Genomic DNA, 12,699 nt, shown 5'->3' on the forward strand with positions numbered 1-12,699 from the left:
CCAACGCCAGACCTCGGGGCACTATGCTCTGGTGTCCTCCGTTCAGAGGCCAGGCCGGGTGACTCGCTTCTCCTTGTACGGCACCAGCCTGACCGGGCCGACGAGTCCGTACGGCTGCCGGGTCAGGCCGCCGTAGACCGCCGGGTCCGCGACCCTGAGGCGGTTGCCGAGGGGGGTGGCGACCTCGACCTCGATGGTGTTGGTCCCGCGCCGGAGGTGCGGGCCGAGGTCCAGGACCGGGTGGAGCTGGTCCACCGGGTCGAGGTCGCGGCCGTTGACGCGTACTCGGCAGGTGTCCGTCACCTCGCCCAGCTCCAGGTACGCGCCCGAACCCGTCAGGTGCACCGTCGTCGTGTACGTGCCGACGCCCGACACGTCGGCCAGTTCGGGGATGTCCGGCCAGGGGGCGAGCCGGTCCAGCCTCAGGTCGTGCGTGACCGGTGTGCCGGGCCGCCGATCCTCCACCCGTAGCCGCCATGAGGACAGCGGGACGGGGGCGGGCACCGAGTCGATGGCCGTGGTGACGGTCCGGCCGTCGGAGAGGGCGGTGGTGTAGGTGCCCGCACCGGTGGCGCGGATCAGCAGGGCGCCGTCGGCGAACCGTACGAGGTCGGCGGAGGTGGCTGTGGCGTGCGGCGGCCTGCCCGTACGGTCGCCGAAGAGGCCGGGGCGGCCGATGGCGACGATCCGGGCCTGACCCGGCCGCAACGCCACCCGCAGCCGGATCCCGTCGGACTCCTCCGTGTACACCGCGATCCGCTCGGCCCGGCCGGTCCACGGGTCCAGCAGGTACGGGACGCCGTCCCCTGACGTGCGCGCCAGCGTGACCTCGTGGTCGATGGGGGCCACGGGCGGCTTGACGTTCTCGCCGTGGCGGCCGTTGCACAGGTAGTAGTAGTCGACGTCACCGTCCACGCGCCGCATGGTGAGCAGGGTGGAGGCGGTGGCGTACCGGACGTCGGGGCGCACGCCGAGGGCGGCCAGTGCGGTGGGGACGTCTGCCTGGGCGGCGACCATCCGTACCGTGGGCTCGGCCAGCAGGTCGGCCACGATCGCCCGGAGCCGGTCGCTCTCGCCGACGCCGGGCACCGAGGCCGTCCGCCACGCGCCGAGCAGCACGATGGGCAGGCCGGCCCGCGCGTACGACAGCAGCCGCTCGGCCACCGCCACGGTCATCGTGCATTCGGAGGAGTAGAAGCGGTCGCCCTCCACGAACAGCGCCTTGTACGCCGGCCCCGCCAGGCGGCCGTCCGCGACCGTGGCGGACGGCAGGTCGAGCAGGGGGCCGCTGACGAACTGGTGGGTCCAGCCGGTGGGGACGCCGCTCGCGGTGAACCAGGAGGCGCCGATGCCGGTCTTGGTGTACCCGGTCTGCCGCAACACGGCCACGTCCACCCGTGGCCGACCTTGCCGCACAACCGCATGAATTCTCGCGAAATATCCGGAAATATCGGTGATGTGGTCCCAGGTGGGCTGGCGTGGCCCCCACGACTCCGAATAGCCCGCCGTGCCGTTGTACGGGGTGAAGGCGGCGAAGCCGGGCCAGGCGGCGCCGGGGGCGGTGGCGTACGAGAAGCCGTGCAGGACCGTCTGGTTGAGCCCAGCCGCGTACGCGCCGCCCATGGTGGTCAGCAGCTTCTTCCAGGTCGTGGTGTACGCCCCGCCCTGGTACGCCCCCGCCTCGCTGGACAGCAACGCGTGCCCCGCCAGGTCCCGGCCCCCGGCCAGGCAGCGGTAGTCGTCGAGGTTCTTGAACCCGAGCGACTCGCCCTCGGGCACGTCGAGGATGGCCGCGGCGGCGATCGCGTCGGTCTGCAGGCCGTACGGCTGCGCGCGTAACCGCAGGCCGAGCGAGTGCGCCCAGTCACGCAGCGTGGTGAAGTGGTGCTCGTTGAACAGCTCCGAGACCGTGTCCCAATAGTCCTTGCGGGCGTGCCTGGTCAGGACGGCCTCGTAGGTGAAGACCGGGTCCTCCTCCGACAGCAGGATCACCGGCAGGAAGGGCGCGAGGTCGTACCCTCGCCGCCGCCCGAACTCCTCCACCATCCCGGGCGTCCACTGCAGCGCGTCGGTCTCGATCTCGATGGAGTCCTCGAACAACGCGCCGCCCGAGCGCCGCAGCAGCTTGCGGACGGCGGGGGTGAGCAGCCCGGACTCCCAGTAGTCGATCACCGCCTGGGTGCCCGCGCGGCTGAAGTGGTCGACGACGTACGCCTCGGGCGCGGTGTGCGGGCCGGACTCCGGGCGCTGGCCGGAGCCGCGTTCCCAGTAGGCGATCAGCACCCACTCGCCGCTGGCGGGCGCGGTCCACGTGATGGTCCCGCCGGTCACCAGGCTGGTCAGGTCGCGTACGGAGGCGGGGTCGAGGCCGGTCTCGTCGCCGGTGGAGTGGGCGGGCTCGATCCTGGCCGCCTGGACCAGCAGCAACGTGGGCGTGGACGCCGAGGAGATGGCGGGCGGCGGCACCGGGCCGGAGAAGGTGGCGCCGGGGGTGACCGTGGCCGAGCCGTGGGCCAGCTCCTTGGCCGCCGCCGGGTTGTCGGGGTTGATCGTGGGGAGCGCCGCCGGCCAGGAGGGGCCGATGGTGAGGTCGATCGAGAGCCCGCGCCTGGCGGCCTGGTCGAGGGCCGCCTCGACGCCGGCGTTCCAGGCGGGCGTGCCCCAGCCGTGCCCGGCCGGGTCCAGCACGGACTTGTCGCGGATGCTGTGGTGCACGGCGGCGATCTCCGCGCCGCCGAACCCGGCGGCGGCGAGCTGGTCGACCTCGCGCCTGATCTCGGCGGGATCGACGTGGCCGTCCGGCCACCACCAGCGCACCATCGGCCCGGCCGATCGGGCCGGCCGCGCGAACCAGGAAGCGGACGGGCCGGCGGCGAAGGCGGGCAGGCCGGTGAGGGCGAGCGCGGTCGTCGCGGTGCCCAGGTAGAGGAAGCCTCGGCGGGTCGGATCGTTCACGGGGGTGCTCCAGAGGCCGTGCCCCGGACGCGGGCCGCCCGGGCGCGATGCGGATGGGACGCGCTCCTGAGCGGAGGGCCCCGCCCGGGGAGAAAGGCGGATGCGGATGGGACGCGCTCCCGAGCGGAGGGCCCCGCCCGGGGAGAAAGGCGGATGCGGATGGGACGCGCTCCCGAGCGGAGGGCCCCGCCCGGGAAGGAAGGCGGATACGGATGGGACGCGCCCGCGGGAGAGGGGTTGGACCCTCGCCCGCGGGCGCGGGCTAACTCGGGATCGGGTACGGGAAGGCGCCCGTCACGCCGATCTTGTCGTACTCCATCTTCGAGGCGTCGAAGCCGTCAGCCCAGTTGGCGTTCGTGACCTCGTTGCACTGGTAGCTCTGGTACTTGTCGTCGGTGACCTCGCCGACCTCGATGTTGTCGAAGGCGAAGCCGCAGCCGCCGGCGTCCATGTGGACCCCTCGGGTGCCGCTGTCGGGCATCGACGCGTCGGGGATGACGTCTCCGACGACGACCTGGGAGACGGTGTTGCTGATCGGATGCGGCTCGGCGTTGTCGACGCCGTAGGTGTAGAAGGCGCCCATGTCGCCGCTGTCCAGGCCCGCCTCCTCGATCCGGAGATACTTGAACACGTTGCCATGCGCGTACCCCTCGCCGTCCTTGACCTCGGGACGGACCTCCAGGCTGATGCCGTAGCGGGCGCTGTGCCTGACGACGGTGTGGCTGATCTCGTTGTTGCCGGTGTTCATCAGCTCGACCCCGGCCGCGTCGCCGGGGACGAGCTCACCGATGTGGTCGATGTAGTTGTTCGTGAAGGTGTGATGCCCGGTGAGGTCGCCCTCGCCGGGGTAGCCGCCCTCGACCTTGATGCCGTCGGCGCCGACGTTCTCCAGCAGGCTGTCGGACACCCTGACCCGCTCGTTGGCGAACAGCAGGTAGACGGCGGTGAAGCCGGTGTCCGAGATGCGCAGCCTGGTCAGGTCGATGTCGCGGGTGTTGGTCAGCGTCACCGCGCCGAACCGGTTGCGCGGCATCTCGATCTGCCGGTCGTACTCGGGGTACTTGTGCGGGTCGCCGGCGTCGCCGGCGCTGATCCAGCCGTTGCGGTACCAGCTCACGAAGTCGCTGTACTGCAGCGCCAGTCCGTCGAAGGAGAGATTACGCACCCGCTGCCCGGGGCTGCTGCCCGCGAGCGACAGGATCGTCTTGACCGTCGGGGCCATGACCTTGTCGATCGAGCCCTTCGGCCAGTAGTAGACCTCGCTCTTGTCGAAGTCGAAGAAGTACTCACCGGGCTGGTCGAGGAAGTCCAGCGAGTTCTGCAGGAAGTAGCGCGAGCCGCCGCGGCTGTTGACCATGGCGTACCGCGTCCAGTGTTCGAGGGTGATCTGGTTGTCGTCCCACGACGGGTTCTGGATCGGGACGGTGTCGGTGAACCAGCTCCACGAGCCGCCCGACCAGACGACCACCTGGGCGTTGTCGAGGTTCCAGCTCTTGTCCCAGTCGCCGGGGTTGGAGTAGAGCCACTGGTACACCGCCTCCTTCTCCGGCTCCTTGAGCACGGAGGTGAGGTACGGCGCCCACACGTCGTCGGCCCTGCGATTGGGGAAGCGGGCGGTGGTGGCGCGCTTTCCGTCCTCGAACAGCGTGTAGAAGTTCCGGTCGACCTTGGTCTTGTAGATGTCGCCCTTGTACTTCTCCCAGCCGGTCACCGGCTTGGCGCCGAGCAGGCGCGCCTTGCCGGGTCCGTCCGCGCTGCGGTAGGTGATCTTGTGGCCGTTCTGGCCGGAGTCGGCGTCGGTGAACTCGATGGTCTTGTCGACCACGTAGTCGCCGGCCTTGACGTTGACCACGATGTCGCAGTTCTGGTGCCGCTTCTTGGCCCGGAGCTGGTCGCGGGCGTGCTCGATGGTCTTCCACGGCCGCCGCGCGTTGCCGGGGCCGCTGTCCGCGCCGTCCGTGGCGACGTAGAACTCGACGGGCTCGCACGGCGCGGCCGCGCCGGCGGTGGGGGCGACGAGGAGCGCCGCGAGCGTGATCAACGCCGTGCCGAGGACCTTCACCGCGTCACCTGCGCTTCCGGCAGCGGGTACGGGAACGCGCCCGTCACGCCGATCTTGTCGTACTCCATCTTCGAGGCGTCGAAGCCGTCAGCCCAGTTGGCGTTCGTGACCTCGTTGCACTGGTAGCTCTGGTACTTGTCGTCGCTGACCTCGCCGACCTCGATGTTGTCGAAGGTGAAGCCGCAGCCGCCGGCGTCCATGTGGACGCCCCGCGTGCCGCTGTCCGGCATCGCCCCGGCGGGGTCGTTGATGACGTCCCCGATCACCATCTGGGAGACGTGGTTGTCCACGTCGTGCGGCTCGGTGTTGTTGACCCCGTAGGTGTAGAAGGCGCCCATGTCGCCGCTGTCCAGGCCGGCCTCGTCGATGCGGATGTAGGAGAACCGGTTGTTGCGGGCGTAGTTGTCCTCGTCCGCGATCTCGGGACGCACTTCGAGGCTGATGCCGTAGCGGGCGCTGTGCTTCACCGCGATGTGGCTGATCTCGTTGTTGCCCGTGCTCATCAGCTCGATGCCGGACGCGTCGCCGGGTACGAGCTCGCCGACGTGGTAGATGTAGTTATTCGTGATCGTGTGATGTCCGGAAATATCCCCCTCGCCCGGGTATCCGCCCTCGACCTTGATGCCGTCGGCGCCGATGTTCTCCAGCAGGCTGTCGGCCACCTTGACCCGCTCGTTCGCGAACAGCAGGTAGATGCCCATGTACCCGCTGTCCGACAGGCGCAGCCCGGTCAGGTCGATGTCCCGCGAGTTCGTCACCGTGACCATGCCGAACCGGTTGCGCGGCATCTCGATCTGCCGGTCGTACACGGGATACTCGTGCTCGTAGCCCGAGTCGCCCTCGCTGATCCACCCGGCGCGGTACCAATCGACGAAGTCGCTGTACTGCAGCGCCAGCCCGTCGAAGGCGAGGTTCTGGACGCGCTTCTCGGGGCTCGTGCCCTTGAGCGAGAGGATCGTCTTCACGGTCGGGGCCACGACCTTGTCGATCGAGCCCTTCGGCCAGTAGTAGACCTCGCTGTTGGCGAAGTCGAAGTAGTACTCACCGGGCTGGTCGAGGAAGCGCAGCGTGTTCTGCAGGAAGTAACGCGAGCCGCTGCGGCTGTTGACGAACGAGTAGCGGGCCCAGTGGTCGAGGGTGAAGAAGTTCTTGCGGAAGTCGGCGCCGCCCAGCGGCACGGTGTCGGTGAACCAGCTCCACGAGCCGCCCGACCAGACCACGACCTGGGCGTTCTCGTCGAAGTCGGCGTCCCATTCGACGGGCACGTCCTCAGGCTTGAAGTAGAGCCACTGGTGCACCGCCTCCTTCTCCGGCTCGCCGAGCACCGAGAACAGGTAGGGCGACCACAGGTCGTCGCTGGTCCGGTTCGGGTAGCGGGCGGTGGTGGCGCGCTTTCCGTCCTCGAACAGCGTGTAGAAGCTCCGGTCGACCTTGGTCTTGTAGATGTCGTCCTTGTACTTCTGCCAGCCGGTGAGCGGCTTGGCGCCGAGCAGGCGGGCCTTGCCCGGCCCGTCCGCACTGCGGTAGGTGATCTTGTGGCCGTTCTGGCCGGAGTCGGCGTCGGTGAACTCGATGGTCTTGTCGACCACGTAGTCGCCGGCCTTGACGTTGACCACGATGTCGCAGTTCTGGTGCCGCTTCTTGGCCCGGAGCTGGTCGCGGGCCTGCTCGATGGACTTCCACGGGCTACGGGAGCTGCCGTCGCCGCTGTCGCTGCCTGAGGGGGAGACGTAGTAGTCGCAGCCGCGTCCGGCCACCGCCGGGGCCGGGTTCGTTAATCCGCCGATGAGTAAGACGATCGCGCCGACAGACCTGAGGATCACTGGCTCTCCTTTACATCCCGCCACCGCTCGTACTCGGCGCGGGTCTCGGGGGTGAGTGGGTAATAGTCGGAAAGCGCCCCGCCCTCCTCGATGCGGGCGCGGCTGTAGCGCTCCCACTGCTCGTGGTCGGCGGCGGCGTCCAGCACGGACTGGGCGCGCCTGCGCGGCACGATCACGGCGCCGTCGTCGTCCGCCACGGCCAGGTCGCCGGGCAGCGCGAGCGTCCCGCCGACGGCCACCGGCACGTCGTACGCCCACGGGAACAGCTCGGCCTGCGAGGCGTAGTGCGGGGTCGCGCCCGTGCACCAGATCGGCAACCCGACGCCGCTCACCCTGGGCAGGTCCCTGATCCGGCCGTCCACGACGATGCCCGCGCCGCCCCTGCGCTTGAAGTAGCGGACCAGCATGTCGCCGAAGCAGCCGGTGTAGGCGCTGCCGTACGCCTGCACGACCAGCACGTCGCCCGGCTCGATCGCCTCCAGGACGGCCCACAGCGCGGTGTGCCGCTCGACGTACTCCTGGCCGAGTCCGGACGCGATGTCCTCGCGCTGCGGCATGAACTGCAGCGTGCGGACCCGGCCGGCGATCTTCTGTCCAGGCGCGATGGGACGAGGTCCCTCGACGAAGGTCCGCCTGATGCCCTGCCCGTGCAGCTTGGCGCAGGCGGTGGCCGAGCTGACCCGCGACAGCCCCGCCACGAGGACGGGATCGGGTTCGGCGGGCAGCGGCCCGCGAACGGGAAGATCCCAGATGGCGTCGTCCATGAAACTCCTCAGTAGTGCTGGTGTGACGGCGTGCGGACGCGCGCGGTCGTGTGCAGGTCGAGCCGGATGCGGTGGCCGGGCGGCAACTCGACGAGCAGCCGCGGCCCGTCCACCGTCACCTCCTGCTCGGTCTCGGTGGCCGGGGGAGAGGTGTAGGCACGGGGGTCGCCGGGATAGCCGGCGTCGGCCCTGGTGACCACCGCGCGGTCGATGCGGTGCTCGCCGAACGCGCCGGCCTGCACGACGACCCTGCGGGGGCGGGTGAGGCCGAGGTTCACCAGCTCGACGCGGGTGCCGTCGGGGCGTACCGAGTCGACCAGCGCGGCCACGTCCGGGGGCAGTCCTGGGCGGTGACGGTCGGCGTCGAAGTACGCCAGCCTGGCCGGCAGCAGGCCGCCGTTGTAGAGCACCTGCGGGGTGCCGGTGGCGAGCTGGAGCAGCGCCTCGGTGAGCACCGGGTTGAGCCGCTGCCAGTGGTGCACGTGGATGGTGGCCAGGTCCGCGGTGTCGGCGTCGATGAGCGCCATCCGCCGCTGCACCTGGCTGAGCGCGGTGGCCAGCATCGCCTCGGGGAAGCCGGGGTTGGCGCCGCGCAGGAACTCCAGCCAGGGCGCCTCGTGCCCGGCCTCCTCCTTGTTGCGGAACGGCCGCACCGACGTCCAGTCGTAGCCGGAGGCGGCGCGCAGCCGGTCGAGCCGCTCGGCGTCCCCATGGGCGAGGCTCGCGTGCCAGAGCCAGACCGGCAGGCCGAGCTGCGGCGGCTGGAAGTCGAACCAGCCCTGGTCGTCGTGCCGGTTGGGCACCAGCATGGTCGGCTTGCCCGCCTCGTCGCCCAGCTCGGCCAGCCAGCGGTCGCTGATGCTCATGTCCGTCTCGGTGACGCCGGCCTGGATCGCACGGTCGTACACGGTCTCCAGTGGGTCGCGGCCGATGGCGAGCGCGGCCTCGTCGCCGGTCAGCAGGTGGGCGTTCACCGCGGCGATCGCGGCGGCGGCGCCGACGCTGTAAAGGCCGTGCGGCCACTGCCAGCCGTAGTTGCCGCCATACCAGCGGCCGCCGTGCAGCTCGCCGACCTCGCCTGACGGGCCCACGTTGTCGGGCAGGATCCCGTCGTTGGCCTCGGCCCTGCGCTGCCAGGCGCCGATGTAACGCAGCGCCCAGTCGCGGTAGCGGTCGTCGCCGTCGTACAGCCAGGCGTTGACGGCGAGGCTGGTCGCGGCCAGGTTGACGGCCACGTCCCCGCGGCCGATGCGCTCGCTCATCGCCGCGCCCATGCGGGCCGCGTTGCACGGGTCGGCCAGGTCCGCCCACTCGGCGATGCCCGGCAGGTCACGCAGCGGCAGGCCGAACGGCCGCATGCTGACCAGGTCCGTGTGGTAGGAGGCCCACTCCCACTGCAGGCCGTAGCGGGGGCCGCCGGCGCCGTTGTGCGGGGCGCGGATGATGTCGTGCTCCGCGTCGTAGTTGGCCGAGCCGGGCAGGTAGAGATCGGCGAAGCGGCGGGCGCGCTCGCGGAAGCGCTCGTCGCGGGGGTCGGCGGCGCAGATGCCGTAGAACAGCAGCATCGACTCGCCCTGGTGGAACCAGTCGTAGCCGCGCTCGAACTCCTCCACCAGATAGCCCAGCTCGGTGAGCTGCGCGGTCACGCCCTCCCAGTGGTGCTTGGCCGCGTCCAGCAGGTCGTCGGCGCCGCCGAGCTGGTAGAGCGCCGGCCAGTTGAAGAACGCCTCGTAGAAGTCGTCGGCGCCGTCCCGGTCGGCGGCGGGGCCGTGGTAGATGAGCCGCCCGTCGGGCCCGCAGTAGCGGGCGGCGAACGCCCGCCAGGCCTCGTCCAGGGCGTCGAACAGCCTGCGCTCGAGCACCGCCCAGGCCGGCGGCACGCCGAGCGGGACGGTCGCAGTGATTTCCCGCATCTTCTGCCTCTCCCTGCTATCCCTCGGTGGGCTATCCCTCGGTGGGCTATCCCTCGGTTGGGCTATCCCTTGGTGGCTCCGGCCGTGAGGCCGCTGATGATGTGCCGTTGCATGAAGACGAAGAAGACCAGCAGCGGGGCGATGGCCAGCAGCAGCGTCGGGAAGACCACCGTGTAGTCGGTGGAGTACTGGCTGACCGCCGCGTAGACGCCGGTGGTCACCGTGTAGAGTCCGCTGCCCGGGCCCAGGATGATCTGCGGGTTCACGAAGTCGTTCCACACCGAGAAGGTGTTCAGGATGACCATCGTGGCGACCGCGGGCCGCATCAGCGGGAAGACGATCCGCCAGAACGTACGCAGCCGCCCCGCCCCGTCCACCGCCGCCGCCTGGTCGAGGACGGCCGGGATGGTGGCGATGTACGCGGCGTACAGGAAGATCGAGAACGGGAGGGTGAGTGTGGTCTCGAACAGGACGAACCCGCGGATGGTGCCCATCAGGCCGAGGGTCTTGAGCACGTACACGACGGGGATGACCAGCACCTGGCCCGGGATGAACGTGCCGGCCAGGAAGAACAGCATGAGGACACGGAACCTGCGCTTGGGGCTGCGCGCGATCACGTACGCGGCCGGGGCGGCCAGCACCACCGACAGCACGTTGACCGCCACCACGAACAGCAGCGTGATCGCGTATCCCTTGAACACGTTGAACTGCGCGTTCGTCAGCGCCCTGGCCAGCGGCTTCAGCGTCAGCCCGCCCAGCCCGAACGGGTTGGCCAGGATGTCCTGCTGACCCTTGAACGCGTTGACGGCCAGCACGTAGAGCGGGACGAGCATGAAGGCGACGGTCGCCCAGAGGAACGTCTTTCTCACTGGTGCACCGCCAGCTCCCCGCGCCTGCGCAGTTTCGTCACCACGAACGCCAGCGCCGCCGTCACCAGCATGAGGATCACCGACTGGGCCGAGCCGAAGCCGAGGCGGGCGTCGTGGAAGGAGTTCCACAGGATGAGGTAGGCGACGGTCTGCGTCTGCCCGGCCGGTCCGCCCGCCGTCAGCGACACCACCAGGTCGTACGTCTTGAGCAACGTCACCAGCGACAACACGATGTTCACCGTCACTGACGGGCCCAGCGCGGGCAGCGTCACGTTCCTGAACACCTGCCACCGGGTCGCCCCGTCGATCCGCGCCGCCTCGATCAGCGAGTGCGGCACCGCCTGCAGCCCGGCCAGGTAGAGCACCACGTTGACGCCGAACCCGGCCCACACGAGCACCGCGATCATGGTGACCGTGGCCCAGGTCGGATCGGACAGGAACGGCAGCACCTCCCCGCCCCACGTGGTCACCAGGTTGTTGACCGCGCCGGTGGTGCCGAGGATGGCCGACCACAGGAAACCGACAACAAGGGCGCTGAGCACGTGCGGATAGAACAGCACGATCCGGAAGAACGCGTTGGCCTTCGAGGCGCCGTTCACCAGGAGGGCGAAGCCGAGGCCGAGCAGGTTCAGCCCGGCGGTGCCGGCCGCCGCCACCAGCAGCGTGACGAGGGAGGCGCGGCGCAGCTCGGGGTCGTCAAGGAGGTCGGCGTAGTTGGCGGCGCCGACGAAGGCCGGGTCGGCGCTGAAGCCGTCCCAGTCGGTCAGGCTCAGGTAGAGCGCCAGGCCGACCGGGACGATCAGCATCACGACGTAGAGGATGGTGGCGGGGGCGACCATGATCGTGGTGGCCAGGCCGTCGAGTCTCCTCCTGGCCGGGCCGTCGAATCTCCCCCCGGCCTGGGTGGTGACGAGGGGTGCTTCCCGGGTGAGGGTCATGATCGTCCGGCCAGCCAGCGGTCCACGCCCTCGGCCACTTCCTTGGGCGACTTGCCCACGTACAGGCCCTGGACCTCGGTGTTCCACGCGGCGTTGAAGCCCTTGGGCAGGGTCGCGTCGCCGTACCCCTCGCCCTGCGGGACCCCGGACGGCGCGCCGTCGAGGATCTCCTGCACCTGCTTCTCCAGCGGCGTGAACTCGCGCTCCACGCCGGTGCGGAAGTTGCCGTCCTGCTTGAGCTGGCTCTCGACCGCCGCCGGGTCGGTGACGAGCCACTGGACCAGCTTGAGCGCCGCGTCCTTGTTGGGGGTGGACTTGAGGATCATGTACGGCGCCGCGAGCGTCTCACCCTGCGGGCCCGGATACTGCTGGCCCTCCTCGACCGGGGCGGGGAAGACGCCCACCTCGAAGTCCTTGTCGGCCTTGGCCTCTGAGGCGGTGAACCAGCTCCCCATGACGTACATGGCCGACTTGCCGGTCAGGAAGGCGGTCTCGGCGTCGGCGTTCTTCATGCCCAGGGCGTTCTTGTCGATGTACCCCTTGCCGATCCAGGAGTGGTAGCGCTCCAGGTAGGGCAGCAGCGACTCGCCGGCCTTGATCGTGCCCGCCTTGACGTCCTGCTGCCAGGTGGGATGCGTCTGGGCGCGGGACGGGTTGGACAGCTGGAGGAGCTGCAGGCCGGTGAGGAAGTCGCCGCCCGTCTGCAACGGCAGGTAGCCGGCCGACTTGAGCTTGCCCATGGCCGTCTCGAGCTCGTCGAACGTCTTCGGCGGCTGCTCGATCCCGGCCTTGCCGAACGCGGACTTGTTGTAGAAGACCAGCGACTGCGCCTGCACGCCGACGCCGGCCGTGTAGATCTTGCCGCCCAGCTTGGCCTGCTCGGCCAGCGGCGTGTCCCTGGCCCAGGCCTGGTCGCTCAGGTCGAGCAGCTGCTCGGCCAGCGTCTCGTCGGCCATCAGCGTCTCGACCACGTCGGGCGCGTTGCCGGCGGCGAGCTGCTGGGGCAGCGTGTCCGCCACGCCCTTGCCGGTCGGGGCCTCGATCTTGACGTCGATGCCGGGGTTGGCCTGCTCGAACGGCTTGACCAGCCCGTCCCAGTAGACCTGGGTGAGGTTCGGGCTGATGTTGACCAGCATCCTGACCGTGATCTGGCCGCCCTCGCTCTGCTGCGCTGAGGACTCACCGGCGAAGCCGCCCCCGCCGCAGCCGGTGAGCACGAGCAGGCAACCGAGGGCTGACAGGGCGAGGGATGTGTGGGGGGTGTGGGGGGAACGCATCGCACCTCCAAGGGGGCGAGATCTGCGACGCCTTTTAATGGGTCGTTACTCGATTAGCGATTATTTAATACGTTGGTAACAGGGGTCGGTCAAGGGGT

The 12,699-nt window shown here is 69.9% G+C and carries 8 protein-coding genes; all 8 read right to left on the minus strand.

The features are described 5' to 3' along the window. Positions 1 to 42: 42 nt before the first annotated feature. Entirely contained in the window at positions 43 to 2,955 is a 2,913-nt protein-coding gene (locus ITP53_RS02545; protein WP_207755450.1) for a glycosyl hydrolase, read from the minus strand. A 262-nt stretch (positions 2,956 to 3,217) separates the two neighbouring features. After that, the gene (locus ITP53_RS60030) at positions 3,218 to 5,017 is read right to left on the minus strand and encodes a right-handed parallel beta-helix repeat-containing protein (RefSeq protein WP_195893630.1); all 1,800 of its coding nucleotides are present in this window, start codon (positions 5,015 to 5,017) and stop codon (positions 3,218 to 3,220) included. After that, positions 5,014 to 6,840, minus strand: a complete 1,827-nt coding sequence (locus ITP53_RS60035) for a right-handed parallel beta-helix repeat-containing protein (protein WP_195893631.1) — start codon at positions 6,838 to 6,840, stop codon at positions 5,014 to 5,016. Before ITP53_RS60035 ends, ITP53_RS60030 begins: the two co-directional genes overlap by 4 nt. Then, complete coding sequence (locus ITP53_RS02560) at positions 6,837 to 7,604, minus strand: RraA family protein (RefSeq protein ID WP_195893632.1); 768 nt, start codon at positions 7,602 to 7,604, stop codon at positions 6,837 to 6,839. The genes ITP53_RS60035 and ITP53_RS02560 overlap by 4 nt, the downstream gene beginning before the upstream one ends. A gap of 8 nt (positions 7,605 to 7,612) precedes the next feature. Then, positions 7,613 to 9,517: a hypothetical protein gene (locus ITP53_RS02565; protein ID WP_195893633.1), complete on the minus strand. Its 1,905-nt coding sequence runs from the start codon at positions 9,515 to 9,517 to the stop codon at positions 7,613 to 7,615. 62 nt (positions 9,518 to 9,579) lie between these two features. Continuing rightward, positions 9,580 to 10,386 carry a carbohydrate ABC transporter permease gene (locus tag ITP53_RS56905; protein WP_207755451.1) on the minus strand — a complete coding sequence of 269 codons (807 nt, stop codon included), beginning with the start codon at positions 10,384 to 10,386 and terminating at the stop codon, positions 9,580 to 9,582. Continuing rightward, a complete protein-coding gene (locus tag ITP53_RS02575; protein ID WP_207755452.1) occupies positions 10,383 to 11,324 on the minus strand; it encodes a carbohydrate ABC transporter permease in 942 nt (313 codons plus the stop codon). The genes ITP53_RS56905 and ITP53_RS02575 overlap by 4 nt, the downstream gene beginning before the upstream one ends. After that, positions 11,321 to 12,601: an ABC transporter substrate-binding protein gene (locus tag ITP53_RS02580; protein ID WP_195893634.1), complete on the minus strand. Its 1,281-nt coding sequence runs from the start codon at positions 12,599 to 12,601 to the stop codon at positions 11,321 to 11,323. Before ITP53_RS02580 ends, ITP53_RS02575 begins: the two co-directional genes overlap by 4 nt. Between the last annotated feature and the right edge of the window lie 98 nt (positions 12,602 to 12,699).

Origin of the sequence: Nonomuraea cypriaca, from assembly GCF_015645445.1 — a bacterium.
Taxonomy (GTDB): domain Bacteria; phylum Actinomycetota; class Actinomycetes; order Streptosporangiales; family Streptosporangiaceae; genus Nonomuraea; species Nonomuraea cypriaca.

Excerpts from the sequence above, each read along its gene's own strand:
- ITP53_RS02580 (WP_195893634.1), bottom strand. The coding sequence starts at position 12,601 with ATGCGTTCCCCCCACACCCCCCACACATCCCTCGCCCTGTCAGCCCTC.
- ITP53_RS02565 (WP_195893633.1), bottom strand. The coding sequence starts at position 9,517 with ATGCGGGAAATCACTGCGACCGTCCCGCTCGGCGTGCCGCCGGCCTGG.
- ITP53_RS02575 (WP_207755452.1), bottom strand. The coding sequence starts at position 11,324 with ATGACCCTCACCCGGGAAGCACCCCTCGTCACCACCCAGGCCGGGGGG.
- ITP53_RS02560 (WP_195893632.1), bottom strand. The coding sequence starts at position 7,604 with ATGGACGACGCCATCTGGGATCTTCCCGTTCGCGGGCCGCTGCCCGCC.